The 17,311-nt window shown below is 69.9% G+C and carries 17 protein-coding genes; 8 read left to right on the top strand and 9 right to left on the bottom strand.

All coding sequences use genetic code 11. The features are described from left to right. Nucleotides 1–15: 15 nt before the first annotated feature. Nucleotides 16–663 (bottom strand): HAD family hydrolase, encoded by a 648-nt coding sequence (locus FYC51_RS07955; RefSeq protein WP_148733048.1) that lies wholly within the window; start codon nucleotides 661–663, stop codon nucleotides 16–18. A 95-nt stretch (nucleotides 664–758) separates the two neighbouring features. Next, nucleotides 759–1,433 carry a TetR/AcrR family transcriptional regulator gene (locus FYC51_RS07950; protein ID WP_148733047.1) on the bottom strand — a complete coding sequence of 225 codons (675 nt, stop codon included), beginning with the start codon at nucleotides 1,431–1,433 and terminating at the stop codon, nucleotides 759–761. 115 nt (nucleotides 1,434–1,548) lie between these two features. Here FYC51_RS07950 and FYC51_RS07945 point away from each other — a divergent pair, with 115 nt between their 5' ends. Further along, nucleotides 1,549–2,589 carry an NAD(P)-dependent alcohol dehydrogenase gene (locus tag FYC51_RS07945; protein ID WP_222863218.1) on the top strand — a complete coding sequence of 347 codons (1,041 nt, stop codon included), beginning with the start codon at nucleotides 1,549–1,551 and terminating at the stop codon, nucleotides 2,587–2,589. A 95-nt stretch (nucleotides 2,590–2,684) separates the two neighbouring features. After that, complete coding sequence (locus FYC51_RS07940) at nucleotides 2,685–3,173, top strand: DUF6326 family protein (protein WP_148733046.1); 489 nt, start codon at nucleotides 2,685–2,687, stop codon at nucleotides 3,171–3,173. A gap of 221 nt (nucleotides 3,174–3,394) precedes the next feature. Here the strand turns inward: FYC51_RS07940 and FYC51_RS07935 are convergent, their stop codons facing one another. Beyond that, nucleotides 3,395–4,462: a hypothetical protein gene (locus tag FYC51_RS07935; protein ID WP_148733045.1), complete on the bottom strand. Its 1,068-nt coding sequence runs from the start codon at nucleotides 4,460–4,462 to the stop codon at nucleotides 3,395–3,397. A 41-nt stretch (nucleotides 4,463–4,503) separates the two neighbouring features. On the opposite strand from FYC51_RS07935, the gene FYC51_RS07930 reads away from it, so the two are divergent. Beyond that, on the top strand, nucleotides 4,504–4,851 hold the full coding sequence (locus FYC51_RS07930; RefSeq protein WP_148733044.1) for a GntR family transcriptional regulator: 348 nt from the start codon (nucleotides 4,504–4,506) through the stop codon (nucleotides 4,849–4,851). Nucleotides 4,852–4,872: 21 nt separating this feature from the next. On the opposite strand, the gene dnaB is transcribed toward FYC51_RS07930, so the two are convergent. The 6 genes from dnaB to FYC51_RS07900 all read right to left on the bottom strand — a co-directional run bounded on the left by dnaB (nucleotide 4,873) and on the right by FYC51_RS07900 (nucleotide 10,095). After that, nucleotides 4,873–6,243 (bottom strand): replicative DNA helicase, encoded by a 1,371-nt coding sequence (gene dnaB / locus FYC51_RS07925; RefSeq protein WP_148734192.1) that lies wholly within the window; start codon nucleotides 6,241–6,243, stop codon nucleotides 4,873–4,875. Nucleotides 6,244–6,787: 544 nt separating this feature from the next. Further along, nucleotides 6,788–7,240, bottom strand: coding sequence for a 50S ribosomal protein L9 (gene rplI / locus FYC51_RS07920; protein WP_148733043.1), 453 nt, complete (start codon nucleotides 7,238–7,240; stop codon nucleotides 6,788–6,790). Nucleotides 7,241–7,251: 11 nt separating this feature from the next. Next, nucleotides 7,252–7,512 carry a 30S ribosomal protein S18 gene (rpsR, locus tag FYC51_RS07915; protein WP_056727560.1) on the bottom strand — a complete coding sequence of 87 codons (261 nt, stop codon included), beginning with the start codon at nucleotides 7,510–7,512 and terminating at the stop codon, nucleotides 7,252–7,254. 48 nt (nucleotides 7,513–7,560) lie between these two features. Then, on the bottom strand, nucleotides 7,561–8,076 hold the full coding sequence (locus FYC51_RS07910) for a single-stranded DNA-binding protein (RefSeq protein ID WP_148733042.1): 516 nt from the start codon (nucleotides 8,074–8,076) through the stop codon (nucleotides 7,561–7,563). A 5-nt stretch (nucleotides 8,077–8,081) separates the two neighbouring features. After that, nucleotides 8,082–8,465: a 30S ribosomal protein S6 gene (gene rpsF, locus FYC51_RS07905; protein WP_148733041.1), complete on the bottom strand. Its 384-nt coding sequence runs from the start codon at nucleotides 8,463–8,465 to the stop codon at nucleotides 8,082–8,084. Between the two features lie 196 nt (nucleotides 8,466–8,661). Beyond that, nucleotides 8,662–10,095 carry a CCA tRNA nucleotidyltransferase gene (locus tag FYC51_RS07900; protein ID WP_148733040.1) on the bottom strand — a complete coding sequence of 478 codons (1,434 nt, stop codon included), beginning with the start codon at nucleotides 10,093–10,095 and terminating at the stop codon, nucleotides 8,662–8,664. Nucleotides 10,096–10,214: 119 nt separating this feature from the next. Between FYC51_RS07900 and FYC51_RS19565 the strand changes: the two genes are divergently transcribed. The 5 genes from FYC51_RS19565 (at nucleotide 10,215) to FYC51_RS07880 (ending at nucleotide 17,291) form a co-directional block, all read left to right on the top strand. Continuing rightward, entirely contained in the window at nucleotides 10,215–12,659 is a 2,445-nt protein-coding gene (locus tag FYC51_RS19565; protein ID WP_238476266.1) for a DUF6049 family protein, read from the top strand. Then, on the top strand, nucleotides 12,652–14,271 hold the full coding sequence (gene murJ / locus FYC51_RS07895) for a murein biosynthesis integral membrane protein MurJ (RefSeq protein WP_238476265.1): 1,620 nt from the start codon (nucleotides 12,652–12,654) through the stop codon (nucleotides 14,269–14,271). The genes FYC51_RS19565 and murJ overlap by 8 nt, the downstream gene beginning before the upstream one ends. Before the next feature lie 121 nt (nucleotides 14,272–14,392). Continuing rightward, nucleotides 14,393–15,400: a thioredoxin-disulfide reductase gene (trxB, locus tag FYC51_RS07890; protein ID WP_148733038.1), complete on the top strand. Its 1,008-nt coding sequence runs from the start codon at nucleotides 14,393–14,395 to the stop codon at nucleotides 15,398–15,400. Between the two features lie 49 nt (nucleotides 15,401–15,449). Further along, nucleotides 15,450–15,773 (top strand): thioredoxin, encoded by a 324-nt coding sequence (gene trxA, locus FYC51_RS07885; RefSeq protein WP_148733037.1) that lies wholly within the window; start codon nucleotides 15,450–15,452, stop codon nucleotides 15,771–15,773. 168 nt (nucleotides 15,774–15,941) lie between these two features. Beyond that, nucleotides 15,942–17,291 (top strand): aminotransferase-like domain-containing protein, encoded by a 1,350-nt coding sequence (locus FYC51_RS07880; protein ID WP_148733036.1) that lies wholly within the window; start codon nucleotides 15,942–15,944, stop codon nucleotides 17,289–17,291. Nucleotides 17,292–17,311: the final 20 nt, after the last annotated feature.

Raw genomic sequence — 17,311 nt, 5'->3', positions numbered from 1 at the left:
GTGTCGTCTGGCGCCTCAGGCCGCCACGGCCTCGGGGGTGAGCTGACGGATCGAGTCGAGCACGACGTCGGCGAGCGCGAGCGCATCGTCGGCGGGCGGGTACGCACGGTTGGGTACGGCCACCACCCGCATCCCTGCCGCGTGCGCCGAGCGGAGCCCGTTCGAGGAGTCCTCCACGGCCACGCAGGCTGTGGGCGCGACGCCGAGGCGCGAAGCGGCCTCGAGGTAGACATCGGGCGCGGGCTTGCCCCGCTCGACCTCCTCGCTCGAGACGACAGCCCGGAACAGGTCGGCCAGTCCCGCGAGCGACAGCGCCAGTTCGATCAGCTCCCGGTTCGACGACGAGGCGACCGCGAGCGGATACCGTGCCGCGAGTGCACGCACGGCCTCGTCCACGCCGGGGATGAGGGGCAGGTCGGCCCGGTAGGTCGCCTCGATCTCGGCGACGACGCGTCGTCCGATCTCGGCCGGAGTGCCGGGGACGCCGAGATCGTCGTGCAAGTACGCCTCCCACTCAGGCGCGCTCATGCCCTGCATCCTCCGCGTCGCCTCATCGGGATAGGGCCGACCTGCGTCCAGGACGAGCTGCCGGCGCACGGCCTCCCACCGCTCCTCGCTGTCGACGATCACCCCGTCCATGTCGAACACGACTGCCTCGATCATGCCCCGAAGCCTACCGAGCACGCCGGGTGGGGTCGTGGCTCGATTCGCAGACGTACGGGTTCTGACCGACGCAACCGGAGGTTGCGTGAGCGTCGCTACGCGGAGGCTCTCAGGGGCTCGAGGGCCGCGAGGATGAGGTCGAGACCGAAGATGAACTCCTCCGCCGGGTCGTAGCCGGCAGCGAGGAGCGCCGCGGCGGATTCGTTGAGGTAGGGAAACTCGTCAGGAGGAAGCTGGGGCAGGTAGACGTCTTCGGCCATGTCCGCGAGCTCATCGGCGGTGTCGAACGGCAGGCCGGCTTCCTGCAGGGCGAAACCGTAGACATAGCTGTCGAGCAACCAGTTGGCGTGCGTCGCCATCAAGACCGAGAAGCCGGCCCTCCGCAGGCAGGCGGTGACCGCTTCGTGGTGGCGGAGGTTCGCGGGCCCTGGCGATGTCCGCGACTCCATCAGGCCGTTCGCCCATGGGTGGCGTGCGAGAACCTGTCGTGCGGACACCGCTCGACGGCGCAGCGCCGACTGCCAGTCGGTGCCTTCGGGCGGGAGCTCGATCTCCTCGAACACGACGTCGATCATCGCGTCCAGCAACTCCTCCTTGCTCGCCACGTAGTGGTACAGCGACATCGCGCCCGCGCCGAGGGCGCCGGCCAGCCGGCGCATGCTCAGCCCGTCGACCCCCTCGCGGTCGGCGAGCCGGATCGCCTCGACTACCACCCGCTGCTTGCTCAGCCCCGCATCTGACGCGACCTGGCGTTGTTCCCTCGCAGTCACGGGTCTCCTCGCTCGTCTCGAATGACTTGACAATCGTACAGCGTACGGTCATAGTACAGCGTACGCGTACGGTGTACGAGCCAGCGAGGGTCGCGGCACGGATGAGGAGGCTTCTGTGGGAATCGAAGAGCGATCGGATGCGGGAGCTCGCCTGGTGCCGGCGGCGAACCCGACCGGGGCGGCGACGATGCGGGCCGCCGTCCAGCGCCGTTACGGCCCGCCCTCCGTGCTCGAGTCGTCCGAGGTCGGGCTGCCGGTGCCCGGTCGAGGCGATGTGCTCGTCCGGGTGGGCGCGGCCTCGGTGCATCCTGGCGACTACTTCGTCATGACCGGTGAGCCGTACGTGGTGCGGCTGGTGTTCGGGCTCCGCCGGCCGCGCCACGGCATCCCCGGCAGGGACCTCGCCGGCGTGGTGGTGGCGGTCGGGAAGGAGGTCACCGCTCTCCGCCCCGGCGACAGGGTGTTCGGCTGGAGCATCGCTGGAACCCTCGCGGAGTACGCCTGCGTCCCGGCGGACCACCTCGTGTCCATGCCCGCCGACCTGTCGGTCGTGGACGCGGCAGCAGTGCCCACGTCGGCCATGACGGCGTTGCAGGCGCTCCGCGAGATCGCGAAGGTCCGACCTGGCCAGACGGTGCTGGTCACGGGCGCGTCTGGCGGCGTGGGCTCCTTCGCCGTACAGATCGCCAAGGTGTTCGGCGCCGAGGTGACGGGTGTGTGCAGCACCCGCAACGTCGACTTGGTCCGGTCGCTCGGTGCCGACCACGTCGTCGACTATACGGAGACCGACTTCACCGGCACCGGGAAGCACTACGACGTCATCCTCGACAACGTGGAAGCCCAGCCCCTGGCTGCTGTCCGCCGAGCGCTGACGCCCACCGGCACCCTCATCCCCAACAACGGACTCGGCGGCCGCTGGTTCGGCCCTCTCGGTCGGATCGCCAAGGCGCGCGTGCTGTCCGGGTTCACCCGTCAGCGGCTGAGGCCCTTCACGTCGGTCGGGAAGCGCCAGGACCTGCTCGCCCTGGCCGACCTGCTCACGACCGGGCAGGTCACGCCCGCCATCGACCGCACCTACACCCTCGACGAAGCAGCCGACGCGCTCCGCCACGTCGCGGCCGGCCACGCCCGAGGGAAGGTCGTCGTCACCATCTGACGACCGGACCGACGAGAACGACCAACCCCCGCGTTTGCACGCCCAGACCTGCCGCCACTCCGGCGGAGGGACCGCCCCTCGAGAAAGAGGAACTGATGACCATCCGAACGACAACCCCGAACCTGCTCGACAACGTGCCGATCCCCGTGCAGGTCAAACTCGCCGCCGCATGGACCAGCTTCATGTTCCTCTACATCTACGTCGACCTCTTCAACTTCTACAAACCCGGCGTAGTCGACGGCATCCTGAATGGTCTCGTCTGGAGGTTCGACATCAGCTCGACGTTGTTGACCATCTTCCTCGTGTCCGTGTCGATCCCGGCCCTGATGGTGGCGCTCTCCATGACGCTGCCCGCCGGGGTGAACCGCGCTACGAACCTCGTCGTTGCATCGCTCCTCATCCCCTATTCGATGTTCAACGCGGCAGGGGCGACCTGGGAGTGGGCCGCCTTCTACGGCCTCTCGATCGGACTCGAGGTGCTGCTCCTGGCCTTCATCCTGCGCTCCGCCTGGACATGGCCGCGAACCCCCGCCGTCCCTGCGGGTCCCGCAACGACCGACCTTCGAGAGGACCTTCGACAGTAGCCATCCGTGTAGGTCCTCGGCGTGAAGCCGCCGCGTGGACGCGCGCCGACCGTGACCGGCTCAGTCGCGGAGGATGCGCAGAGAACCTGCTCACGGTCGGCCCGGTGTCCACGCAACGCATGGCGGTCATGGACGCTGTAGGTTCGACGTCGACTTGGCACTGGACCGAGGCTCCGGGGTTACCGCGAGAGCAATCCCCGGGCAGAATCAGCTGGCACCCGTTACCCGTACATTGCGAACTCAGGGACGCCGTGCGGGAGCATCGGGCCGAATGTCACACCCACCCGCCCGACTCCCGGAATCCGGGTCGACATGACCAGGTTGGTCTCGCGCTCGGCGAGCAGGACCCGCCGGCCCCAGCCCGGCCACGCGGTCACGAGGGCGTCGACGACGGATTGCGCCTGCGCGGGAGTGAGGTGGCGGCAGCCGATGACATCGGAGCTCGGGGTCGACCCGCTCGCGATGTAGGCATCGACCTGGGCGTCGAAGGTCAGGAATCTCGGGCCGGCGGCGAGTACGGCGGCGGCATCCTCGGGGAGGTGGGCCAACGCGGCGTCCCGGTCAGCCGTCGTCGCGAATACACCCCGGTCCGCCCGCATGACCTCGGCGCACACCGCGTACCCGGGTGGTACGTACGCCGTCGTCTCGCGCTGCGCCCACGCGTCGGCGGGCAGCCAGTCGCCGAACCGGATGAGCTGGCCGATGACCTGGTTGAACGCGTCGATCTCATCGACGGCCGGCCAGGGTTGCCAGGCTGCGGTCAGCACGCCGTCGACGCGAAGCTGCACGAACGCGCCCGACCCGATTCCCTGGAGAGGCCCCACGTACCTGTCCGGCCCGAGGATGCCGCTGGCGGTGATCCCGGCCCGGAGCAGCTCGAGGCCGCCCGGGGTCAGCCGCTGCTGCTGCCAACCTCCCGCGCCGTTTGTGGATACGACCCGCCCATCGTCGTACACGTATTTGAAGTTGTCCCCCAGGCCGGTGCCCCAGTGCGTGTAGAACGAGGCGACGAGCTCGGCGCTCGCCACGGGATACGCGGGAACCAGTTCTGCCTTCGTTACCGCGGGCTCCGGCCCGCGCTCACTGGTCGCTCCCGCGAACCCGAACGCGAGTCCGGTCGCCAAGACGACCGCCAATGAGGCCACGACCGCGGTGACCGCGACACGTCGTCTGCGCAGCTTCGCATGCTGCTTCGCTTCTTCGATGAGGGCTTCGCCGCCCCGGTCCGGCTCGACGGTGGATTCGGCATCGCGGGAGTCGGGCTGACGCGGCGGTGCGATGACCGCCATGATCCGTCCCTTCCGCGGATAATGCTAGCATCATTAGCATCATGGTGCACCTCGAAGTCGACAAGGACGACCCCGTCGACCTGCACGAACAGGTCGCCGGCGAGATCCGCCGCGCCATCGCCGACGGCGAGGCCAATCCCGGCGACCGGCTCCCACCCGCGAAGGACCTCGCCGCCGTCCTCGGCGTGAACGCCAACACCGTGCTGCGCGCGCTGCGCACCCTGCGCGACGAGGGCCTGCTGGAATTCCGCAGAGGCCGAGGGATCTCCGTGGCCGCCTCACCAGAGCGAGGCGAAGTCGTGCGCCGCTCGCGCGAACTCGTCGACTACGCGCGACGACACGGCTACCGACTCGACGAGCTCATCGACATCATCCGCAGCGTCGGGTGAACGGGAGCACAGCCGCGTCGGCTACACCTGCACCATGTCGGCGAACCGCGAGAAGTGGCCGTGGAACGCGACCGTGATGGTGCGGGTGGGGCCGTTGCGGTGCTTGGCGACGATGAGGTCGGCCTCGCCTGCGCGGGGGCTGTCGCGCTCGTAGGCGGACTCGCGGTGCAGCAGGATCACCATGTCGGCGTCCTGCTCGATCGAACCCGACTCGCGCAGGTCGGAGAGGGCGGGCATCTTGTCGGCGCGCTGCTCGGGGCCACGGTTGAGCTGCGAGAGGGCGATGACCGGCACCTGCAGCTCCTTGGCGAGCAGCTTGAGCGCACGCGAGAACTCCGAGACCTCCTGCTGGCGGCTCTCGACGCGCTTGCCGCTCGTCATGAGCTGCAGGTAGTCGATGACGACCATCTTGAGCCCGACGCGCTGCTTGAGGCGCCGGCACTTCGCGCGGATCTCGACGAGCGTCATGTTCGGCGAGTCGTCGATGTAGAGCGGCGCGTCGTTGATGCGCCCGCGCGTCGCGGCGATCGTGGTCCAGTCGCGCGAGTCGACCGTGCCCTTGCGCATCATCTGCAGTGGCACGGATGCCTCGGCCGAGAGCAGGCGCATGGCGATCTCGCTCTTGCCCATCTCGAGGGAGAAGAAGATCGAGGGAAGGTCGTTGCCGATCGCCGCCGCGCGCGCGAAGTCGAGCGCGAGCGTCGACTTGCCCATAGCAGGACGCGCGGCGACGATGATCATCTGCCCGGGGTGGAAGCCGTTCGTCAGCTCGTCGAGGTCGGCGAATCCGGTGGGTACGCCGGTGAACTTGCCGTCGGTGTGCTTGGCCGCCTCGATCTCGTCGATCGCGGCCGTGACGGCCTCGGTGAGCGGGACGTAGTCCTCGCTCTCGGTCGAACCCGTGACCGAGTAGATCTCGGCCTGCGCGTTGTTGACGAGCTCGGTGACCTCGCCCTCGCCGGCGTAGCCCATCTGCACGATGCGCGTGCCGGCCTCGACCAGGCGGCGCAGGAGCGCGCGCTCCGCGACGATCGACGCGTAGAACCCGGCATTCGCCGCGGTGGGCACGAGGCTCGTGAGCGTGTGGAGGTACTCGACGCCGCCGGCGCGCTGCAGCTCACCGGTCTTCGTGAGCTCGTCGGTCACGGCGATCACGTCGGTGGGCTCGCCGTGCGAGTAGAGCGAGAGGATCGCGTTGAAGACGACCTCGTGCTTCGGCACGTAGAAGTCGATGCCGCGGACGGTCTCGATGACGTCGGCGACGGCGTCTTTCGAGAGCATCATGCCGCCGAGCGCGCTCTGCTCGGCGAGGAGGTCGTGCGGCGGAGTGCGCTCACCGCGGCGGGCGTCGTCGTCGACCGGTTCGGCGAGTCCGATGTGCGCGATCGACAACTCCATGACCTCCGATTCGGCCTTCGCCGGCAGCGTGCTGGCGCCCGCACTTCAGTGTGGCCGGAGCCTCTGACATGGGCTTTCCGACCGGGGTACACCCGCTGATCGAAGGACGCTGCTTCACGATATGGAAGCGTCGTCCACAGCACAAGCCAGCCTGTGGATAACTCTGGGGACAAACTGGGCGAAACGCCGCGGAACGTGTGCACATCCCCTGTGGAAAACTGTGGAAATCTGGGGAATTACACCGGTTGAATTTCAGAACGATCAGGTGTTTCGCGTTTCCACACCTGTGGGGGAAAACTTCTTCGAGAATCCACGGACGCCCCATGCGCACCTGTGCACAACCATCACAGGATGTCCACAACCTCGTCTTGCGGGCGGGGCCGCGACGGTGTAGACCTGTGCAATCGAAACGGGGGCATCCCGGCCGGCGAGGGGGACGGCCGGGCGGGTCGAACGCGCCCTCCCGAGCACGGCCCCGGAGACACGGAGACGGCGGCCCGGGCCGAAGCCCGAACCGCCGTCTCGGAGTGCGTGCGAACTACTTCGCGGCGACCACCTGGAGGGTGATCGTGGCCGAGACCTCGTCGCGGAGGCGAACGGTCGCCTCGTGCTCGCCGACCGCCTTGATGGGGGTCGGGATCTCGATCTTGCGCTTGTCGAGCTCGCCGAGGCCGGCGGCCTCGACGGCCGACGCGACATCCGCCGTCTTGACCGAGCCGAAGAGGCGACCGCCGAGGCCGGCCTTGACGGCCAGCTTCACCTTGGTCGACTCGAGCTTGGCCTTGAGGGCCTGCGCGTCCTCGAGCGAGTGGAGCTCGCGGGCCGCACGGGCGGCCTTGATCTGCTCGACCTGCTTCTCGCCACCGCGGGTCCACGGCGTCGCGAAGCCCTGGGGGACCAGGTAGTTGCGCGCGTAGCCGTTCTTGACCTCGACCACGTCGCCGGCGGCACCGAGGCCGGTGACCTCGTGCGTGAGAATAACCTTTGCCATTGTCGTGCTCCTTAGCGGCCGGAGCCCGAGTAGGGCAGGAGCGCCATCTCGCGCGCGTTCTTCACGGCACGGGCGATGAGGCGCTGCTCCTGCACGGAGACACCGGTGATACGACGGGCGCGGATCTTGCCGCGCTCCGAGATGAACTTGCGAAGGGTGGCGACATCCTTGTAGTCGATGACGCCGACCTTGATGGACTTCGCCGGGGCGGCGTTCTTCGCGCCCTTCCCGCGGCTCGGCTTGCGGCGGTCGCCGCTGCTCTTTCCAGCCATTGTTGATCCTTTGGTGAGTGCTCGCCGGTCGAGGAACCGGCGTGGATGTTAGAAGGGGGTCTCGTCGCCGTAGTTGGTGCCCGGCGTGTTCCAGACGTCGCCGCCGGCGGCCGCGCCCGACTGGGCGGCAGGCGCGCTCGGAGCCCATGCGTCGTCGGACTGGCCGCCCCCGAAGGAGCCGCCGCCCACGCCGCGGTTGGACTGCGCGCGAGTGACCTGGGCGGTCGCGTACCGGAGCGAGGGGCCGATCTCGTCGACCTCCAGCTCGATCGTGGTGCGCTTCTCGCCTTCCTTGGTCTCGTAGGAACGCTGCTTGAGACGCCCGGAAGCGATGACCCGGGAACCCTTGGTGAGTGAACCCGCGACGTGCTCGGCGAACTCGCGCCAGCAGCTCGCGCGCAGGAACAGCGCTTCACCGTCCTTCCACTCGTTCGCCTGACGGTCGAACGTGCGGGGCGTGGACGCAATGGTGAAGTTGGCAACCGCCAGCCCGTTCTGCGTGTAGCGCAGCTCGGGATCTGCAGTGAGGTTGCCCACCACGGTGATGATGGTCTCGCCGGCCATGGGGACTAGGCGTCCTTCTTGGCGGGGGCCTTCGCGGCGGCGGCGGCCTTCTTCGCGGCGCGCTCCTCCTGGGCCTTGGCGACGGCGGCCACCTGGGCGATGGCCTCCTCGGCGCGGAGCACCTTGGTGCGCATGACGGCCTCGCTGAGGTTCAGCTGGCGGTCGAGCTCCTTGGTGGTCGCGGGCTCGGCGGTGAAGTCGACGACGGCGTAGATGCCCTCGCTCTTCTTCTTGATCTCGTACGCCAGGCGACGGCGTCCCCAGATGTCGACCTTGTCGACGGTGCCGCCATCGTTGCGGATGACGTTGAGGAACTTGTCGAGGCTGGGAGCAACGGTGCGCTCGTCGATCTCGGGATCGAGGATGACCATCAGCTCGTACTGGTGCATGACAGACCCACCTCCTTCGGACTCAAGCGGTCACAGACGGTCTGTGACAGGAGGGTGTACATGCGTCGCACCGAGGAGGCCGCGAATGCGGCGCTCGGGCAACCTGTCAATGGTAACGGATGCCGCGTCGCCGCGCCATTCGACGCTGAGGATGCCTCGTGGTCGATGACGGCCGGCGGCGAGGGCGACCGAAGCGTCAGGCCCGCTCGCGCGCCGCCCACCAGTCGAGCAGGCGCTCCTTCGCGGCATCCGGGCCGATCGGGCCCTCGTCGAGCCGCACCTCGAGGAGGTAGCGGTACGCCTCGCCGACCACCGGTCCGGGCTTCACGTCGAGGAGCTGCATGATCTGCTGCCCGTCGAGCTCGGGGCGGACGGCCGCGAGCTCCTCCTCCTCGGCGAGCACGGCGATGCGCTCCTCGAGGTCGTCGTAGGCGAAGCCGAGGCGGTCGGCCTTGCGGCGGTTGCGGGTGGTGACGTCCGCCCGGGTCAGGATGTGCAGGCGCTCGAGCTGGTCGCCCGCATCGCGCACGTAGCGGCGCACCGCCGAGTCGGTCCACGCGGCATCCGCGTAGCCGAAGAAGCGCAGGTGCAGCTCGATGAGCCGGGAGACCGCCGCGATGGTGTCGTTGTCGAAGCGCAGCTCGCGAAGGCGCTTGCGGGCGAGCTTCGCGCCGACGACGTCGTGATGGTGGAACGACACGGCGCCGCCGGGCTCGAGCCGGCGGGTGGCGGGCTTGCCGATGTCGTGCAGGAGCGCCGCGAGGCGCACGACGAGGTCGGGGGAGTCGAGCACGCCACGCGAGACCTCGTAGTCGATCGCCTGGTCGAGCACGGTGAGCGAGTGCTCGTACACGTCCTTGTGGTGATGGTGCTCGTCGACCTCGAGGCGCAGGGCCGGGATCTCGGGCAGCACGCGCTCGGCGAGGCCCGAGTCCACGAGCAGTCGGATGCCGCCGCGAGGCGCCGGCGTGAGGAGGAGTTTCGACAGCTCGTCGCGCACCCGCTCGGCCGAGATCCGGTCGATCTCGGGGGCGAGCTCGGACATCGCCGCGCGCGTGCCCGCCTCGACCTCGAAGCCGAGCTGGGCCGAGAACCGGGCGGCCCGCAGCATCCGGAGCGGATCGTCGCCGAACGACTGCTCTGGTGCGGCCGGCGTGCGCAGCGTGCGGGAGAGGAGGTCCTCGACGCCGCCCGACGGGTCGACGAGCGCGAGCTGGGGGAGTCGCAGGGCGAGCGCGTTCACCGTGAAGTCGCGTCGGGTCAGGTCGTCCTCGAGGCTCGTGCCGAAGATCACTTCAGGCTTGCGGGATGCCCCGTCGTAGGCGTCGGCGCGGTACGTCGTGATCTCCACGGTCTCGCCGGCGACCTTCGCGCCGATGGTTCCGAACGCCCGGCCGATGTCCCAGTGCGCCTCGGCGATGGGCTTCACGATCGCGAGGATCGCGTCGGGCGTGGCATCCGTCGTGAAGTCGAGGTCGTTCGTGCCGCGACCGAGGAAGGCGTCGCGCACCGGACCGCCGACGAGGGCGAGCTCGTGGCCCGCGGCCGCGAAGGCCTCGGCGAGCTTCGCGACGGTCGGCGAAGCGGCCAGCTCGCCCAGCCGGTCGAGGGCCGCCGCGACACTCTGCATGCCCCCTATGTTAAGCGGGACCCGGCGCTCGGCCATCGGAGGAGGACCTCGTTCGGGGGGTCTCCGTGCGCTGTGGACGTCGAGCGGGCGCCCGGACCCCAACCCGTAGAATCGCCTGCATGGTGCCCGAGTCGAACCCCGCGCTTCAGCGTGCCGACTCGACCGACTCCACGCCCCGCCGCACGTCCCGACGCTCCCGCCTGGCCCTCGCGGGCCTCGCCCTCGCCGCGCTCACGGGCGCGGTGGCGACCCCGCTCGCGGCCAACGCGGGCGTCGATCCGTCGTCGGGCCTGCAGGCGATGCTGGGTCTCGGCGACCCCGGGCCCGCCGCCGAGGCCGGCCTGACCGCATCCGCTCCCGTGCAGGCCATCGGCGCGGAGACGACCGGGCTGAACGTGCGCGTGTCCCCCACCATCTCGACGACCATCTCGCTCGGCGAGCCGGTCGCCCTCTCGGTCGAGATCGAGAACGCGACCGGGGAGGCGCTGGCCCCCGGAACGGTGCGCCTCGTGCGAGCCGAGGGCGCCATCGACGACCAGGCGGAGCTCGACGAGTGGCTCGCCGCCGACGCGCAGGACACCACGGGCGTCGCCGGCGACGCGGTCACGCTGGGCGAGGCCGAGTCCCGGGGCCTCGCCGCCGGCGGCGCCACGCTCGTGTCGTTCACGGTCCCGGGCGAGGTGTTCGAAGACCTCGCGGGCTCGCCCGTGCTCGGCCTCGGCGCCGACTTGCGAGTCGGCGACACCGTCGTGGCCGCGAGCACCGCGGCGTACGCGAACGCCGACGTCCCGGCGTCGGGCTCGGTCGCCGTGGCGCTGGCAGCGCCGCTCACGACTCCCACCGGCACGGTCCCCGCCGGGCTCATCCCCGCCGACCAGCTCGAGAACTGGACCTCGCCGACGGGCCTGCTCACGCGCCAGCTCGACGCCCTCGCCGGACGCCGCGTCGCGATCGGGCTCGACCCCCGCATCGTGGCGTCGATCCGGGTGCTCGGCACCAGCGCTCCGGCCTCGGCGACCGCATGGCTCCAACGCCTCTCGAACGTGCCGAACGAAGTATTCCCGCTCGCGTATGCGGATGCCGACATCGCGGCGCAGGCGCAGCTGGCACTGCCTGGCCTGCTGGCGCCGACGTCGTTCGGCGACGTGCTCGACCCCGCGAACTTCGCCACCTCGCCCGAGGCGGACGGCGCCGACGGTGCCGCGGCGGACGGCGCGCCCGCGACGGACCAGCCCGTCGAGCCCGAGCCGACTCCGGGCGGCGTGCCGACCACCGAGGAGCTGCTCGCCTGGCCGTACACGCGCGCCGACCTCGCGTGGCCCGCCGACGACACGGTGGCGGCCGGCAACCTGGGCTACCTCGACGCTGCGGGGCTCACCACCACGCTGCTCGCGCCGGGCAATGTCGAGCCCGTCGAGGGCCCCTCCTCGTCGTCCGCGAACGTCGACGGCTCGACCGCGCTCGTCGCCGACGCCGAGCTCACCGAGCCCCTGCGCGCGGCATCCGACGCCTCGACCGACGTCGGATGGCGCGAGGCGACCGGCCGGCTGCTCGCCGAGCTCGCACTCGACGCGGGCACGGCGCGCACGACGGTGCTCGCGACGTTCGACCGCGGCGACGCGGCGCAGTCCGGGCGCGTCTCGGCCGTCATCGACGAGATCTCGGGATCGGGCTGGTCGTCGCTCGCCGGCCTCTCCGACGCGATCGGCGCGCCGCCCGAGGCCCGCACCCTCGTCGACGAACCCGAGGCCGAGGGCCGGCTCTCCGCGATCGCCCGGATGGTCGAGACCGAGGCCCGGCTGGCCGAGTTCGCCACCGTGCTCACCGACGAGAGCCTCATCACGGGCCCGACGCGACGCCAGCTGCTGTCACTCCTCGACGTCGCCTGGCTCGAGGACCCCGACGTGTGGGAGGCCGAGGTCGCGGAGTGGCTCGTCGCCCAGCGCGCGACGCTCGGGTCGGTCTCCGTCGTGCCGAGCAGCACGATCAACGTCGTGTCCACCGAGACCGGCGTCCCGACCACCATCGAGAACACGCTCCCGTACCCGGTCACGGTCGTGGTCGACGTCGCGCCATCGAACGGCCGGCTCATCGTCGAGGATCAGGTCGAGGCCACCGTCGAGCCGCAGTCCCGCTCCACCGTGCGCGTACCCGTCGCCGCCGGCGTCGGCAACGGCGAGGTGTCGCTCGCCGTGTCGCTCACCTCGACCACGGGCGTGCCGATCGGCGACACCGTGGAGATCCCGGCCAACGTGCAGGCCGACTGGGAGGGCCTCGGCGCCGCGATCCTCGCCGTGATCGTCGTGCTCGTGTTCGGCATCGGCCTCTGGCGCAACATCCGTCGCCGCCGACGGGCGCGGCTCGCGGCCGCCGAAGGCGGGGCGGGCGCAGCGGATGCCGCGACGGACGCGGATGCTGCCGTCGACACGGGTGACGCGGCATCCGCTGCCCCCGTCGCAGCCGACGCCGACGCTGCTCCGACCGACGCCACCCCGACCGAGGCTGCTCCGACCGGCGCCACCCCGACCGGCGCCGACGAACCGACGGGACCCGAGCGTGGCTGACCCCGACCGGATCGGCCGCGCGAGCGCCTTCCTCGCTTCAGGCACGATCGTCTCCCGCGTGCTGGGCTTCGTGAAGGCCATCGTGCTCGCGGCGGCCATCGGCGTCGTCGGGTCGACCTCCGCCGACGCGTTCGCCGTCGCCAACGGCCTGCCGAACACCGTCTACGTGATCGTGGCGGGCGGCGTGCTCTCGGCCGTGCTCGTGCCGCAGATCGTGCGCGCAAGCACGCACACCGACGGCGGCAGCGCCTACATCAACAAGCTCCTCACGCTCGCGCTCACCGTGATCGGCGCCGCCACCGTGCTCGCGACGGCGCTCGCCCCGGTGCTCACCTGGATCTACGCGGGCTCGAACACCGAGATCCTCCCGCTCGCGGTCGCGTTCGCGTGGTGGTGCCTGCCGCAGATCTTCTTCTACGGGCTCTACACGCTGCTCGGCGAGGTGCTGAACGCCCGCCGCAGCTTCGGGCCGTTCACCTGGGTGCCCGTGCTCAACAACGTGGTGGCGCTCATCGGCCTCGTGATCTTCGGCATCCTCTTCGGGTTCGACCCCGACGGAACCCGGGCCATCGACGACTGGACGCCCGGCATGGTCGCGGTGCTTGCCGGCTCCGCGACGCTCGGCATCGTCGTGCAGGCCGTCGTGCTCTTCTGGTTCTGGCGTCGCGTCGGTCTGCGCTACCGCCCCGACTTCCGGTGGCGCGGCGTCGGGCTGGGAGCGGCGGGCCGCATGGCCGGCTGGACGTTCGGGATGCTGCTGCTCACGACGTTCGCCGGCATCGTGCAGACCCAGGTCGTGCTGCTCGCCTCGGGCGAGGGGGCATCCGTCGCGGCGATCGACAACGCGTGGCTCGTGTTCATGCTGCCGCACTCGGTCATCACCGTCTCGATCGCGACCGCGTACTTCACCCGCATGAGCGAGCACGCGCACGCCGGCGACCTCGACCGGGTCCGCGACGACCTCTCGAGCGCCGTCCGGGGCGTCAGTGTCATCCTCGTGCTCGCGGCGGTCGTGCTCATGGTCGTGGCCTACCCGTTCGGCGCGGTCTTCCAGCCCGGACTCACGCTCGCGTCCGCGCTCGGCAACGTCATCATCGCATTCGCCATCGGCCTGGTCGGGTTCAGCATCCTCTTCGTCGTGCAGCGCACGTTCTACGCGCTGGGCGACACTCGCACCCCGTTCTTCTTCACGCTCTTCCAGGTGATCGTCTTCACAGTCGCCGCGCTCTCATGCATCCTGCTGCCGCTCGAGTGGACGGCGGTCGGCATCGCCCTCTCGACGACGCTCGCCGGAACGGCGCAGCTCGTGCTCGCGCTCGTGCTGCTGCGGCGGCAGCTCCACCGGCTCGACGGACGGCGCATCGCGGTGAGCCTCGGACGCGACCTCGCGGCGGCCGTCCTGCCCGTCATCGCCGGCGTCGTGCTCCTCGTGCTGCTGGGCGGCACGACCGAGGACGGATTCGCTGTCAGCAACCGGGTCGGCGCGATCGTCTCCATGGCGATCATCGGCGCCGTGATGGCGGCGCTCTACTTCGGGGTGCTGTGGGCGCTGCGCTCGCCCGAGCTGCGCGGATTCGCCGAACCGCTGGTCGCGCGAGTGCGGCGACGCTGAGGCATCCGACGCGCGAGCGCCCGGTCGGCGGCGGAATACCCGCCGCCTAGACTGTGTTCACCATGACGTGCCTTTCCAGAACGTCGAGGTTGCCGAAACACCAGTGACCACAGGAGTGAAGTTGCGCGACATCATCATCATCGGCTCGGGCCCGGCCGGATTCACGGCCGCGATCTACGCCGCACGCGCAGAGCTCAAGCCCCTGCTGATCGCCAGCTCGGTCGAGATCGGCGGCGAGCTGATGAACACCACCGAGGTCGAGAACTACCCGGGCTTCCCCGAGGGCATCATGGGCCCCGACCTGATGGCGAAGTTCCAGGCGCAGGCCGAGCGGTTCGGCACCGAGGTCGTCTACGACGATGTCGTGGAGCTCGAGCTCGACGGCCCCGTCAAGCGCGTGAAGCTCGGCAGCGGCGAGGTGCACGAGGCATCCGCCATCATCTACGCGACGGGCTCGGCCTACCGCAAGCTCGGCCTGCCCGAGGAGGAGATCCTCTCGGGTCACGGCCTCTCGTGGTGCGCCACCTGCGACGGCTTCTTCTTCCGCCAGAAGACCATCGCGGTCGTCGGCGGCGGCGACTCGGCGATGGAGGAGGCCACCTTCCTGACGCGATTCGCCGACAAGGTCTACGTCATCCACCGTCGCGACTCGCTGAAGGCGTCGAAGATCATGCAGCAGCGTGCGTTCGACAACGAGAAGATCGAGTTCATCTGGAACGCGGAGGTCACGCAGATCCACGGCACCGAGCAGGTGTCGGGCGTGACGCTTCGCGACACCGTGACGGGCGAGCTCCGCGCGCTCGACCTCGACGGCCTGTTCGTCGCGATCGGCAACGACCCGCGCACCCACCTCGTGCACGGCAAGCTCGAGCTCACGCGCGAGGGCACGATCCACGTCGAGGGTCGCTCGTCGCGCACGTCGGTTCCCGGCGTGTTCGCCGCCGGCGACGTGATCGATCCCTTCTACCGCCAGGCCGTCACGGCCGCCGGCACGGGCACCGTCGCGGCGCTCGACGCCGAGCACTACCTGGCCGCCCTCGCAGAGGCGCCGTCGCCCGAGATCGCCGAGATCGAGGCCGAGGCGATCGAAGAGGCCGCAGCCGTCGAGAACTTCGCCCGCACGCGCTGAGTCGTCCCACACGACGAGCGCGGCATCCGCTTCACCAAAGGAGAAACACATGACTGCACGTGCCGTGAACGAGGCCACCTGGGAGCAGGAGGTCCTGAACAACGAGAAGGCCGTCCTCGTCGACTTCTGGGCCGAGTGGTGCGGGCCGTGTCGCATGGTCAGCCCGATCCTCGACCAGATCGCGACCGAGCACGCCGAGAAGCTCGACATCGTCAAGCTCAACGTCGACGAGAACCCCAACCTCGCGATGAAGTACCAGATCACCGCGATCCCCGCGTTCAAGGTCTTCCAGAAGGGCGAGGTCGTCAAGACCGTCGTCGGCGCCAAGCCGAAGCCCGCTCTCGAGGCCGACCTCGCCGCCTACATCTCGTAGTCGGCCGCCTCGCACACGCAGAGACCCGTCCGGCACCCGCCGGGCGGGTCTTTCGCGTATCCGGATCGACCCCGCCTGCACTCGGCGCTCTGGCGCTGACGCGGTCGATCGAGCGGATGCCCCGGGCGTGACGTCACGCGAACGGGCCGCCCGAACCCAGTGACTAGCATGGAAATCCTGAGCAGAAACGGAAGCGACGTGACCTCTGACGTCCCCCAGCGGACCGGCAACAACCTCGACCCCTGGTACGCGAACTACGCCGAGCGAGCCTCCGGCCTCGCCGCCTCCGAGGTCCGAGCCCTGTTCGCCGTCGCGTCGCGCCCCGAAGTGGTGTCGCTCGCGGGCGGCATGCCGTTCGTCTCGGCGCTTCCGCAGGAGCTCATCGTCTCGTCGATGGAGCGGGTCATGCGAACACAGGGCCCCGTCGCGCTGCAGTACGGATCGGGGCAGGGAATCCCGCAGTTGCGCGAGCACATCCTCGACGTCATGGCGCTCGAGGGCATCCGTGGCTCGGTCGACAACGTCGTGACGGCCACCGGCTCGCAGCAGGCGCTCGACCTCGTGGCGAAGCTCTTCATCGACCCGGGCGACGTGATCCTCGCCGAGTCGCCGAGCTACGTGGGCGCGCTCGGGGTGTTCCGGTCGTACCAGGCGAGCGTCGTGCACGTCGCCATGGACGACGACGGCCTCATCCCCGAGGCACTCCGCCAGACGATCGCCCACCTGCGCGGACAGGGTCGGCGCATCAAGTTCCTCTACACGATCCCGAACTTCCACAACCCGGCAGGCGTGACCCTCTCGGCCTCGCGTCGCCCCGAGATCCTCGAGATCTGCCGCGAGAACGAGATCCTCGTGCTCGAGGACAACCCCTACGGCCTGCTGCACTTCGACGAGCCGGCGCCGAACGCCCTGCGCTCGCTCGACGAGGACCACGTCATCTACCTCGGCTCGTTCTCGAAGACGCTCGCCCCTGGCTTCCGCGTCGGATGGGCGCTCGCGCCGCACGCCATCCGCGAGAAGCTCATCCTCGCGGCCGAGTCGGCGATCCTCTCGCCGAGCTCGTTCAGCCAACTGGTGGTCTCCGAATACCTGTCGACCACCGACTGGCGCGCCCAGATCGACACCTTCCGGGGGGTCTACCGCGAACGCAAGGACGCGATGATCGAGGCGCTGGGGGAGTACCTCCCGCAACTGCGATGGACGAACCCGAACGGCGGCTTCTACGTCTGGGTCACCATGCCCGACGTGCTCGACTCCAAGCAGATGCTGCCGCGCGCGGTGAAGGAGCTCGTCGCATACACGCCCGGCACCGCGTTCTTCGCCGACGGCCGTGGTCGCCACGCGATGCGGCTGTCGTTCTGCTATCCCACGCCCGACGCCATCCGGGTCGGCATCCGTCGCCTGGCCACGGTCGTGAACGGCGAGCTCGACCTTCTCGACACGTTCGCCGGCACCGGCCCGCTGCAACTGCCGCCGAGCGCCGACTTCGACTCCGCCCCGCCATCCGACCTCAAGTGAGCACGCGCATCACAGTTTGG

It is taken from the genome of Agromyces mariniharenae (genome assembly GCF_008122505.1).
In the GTDB taxonomy this organism is placed as follows: domain Bacteria; phylum Actinomycetota; class Actinomycetes; order Actinomycetales; family Microbacteriaceae; genus Agromyces; species Agromyces mariniharenae.
This window is presented reverse-complemented; position numbering and strand designations above follow the sequence as displayed.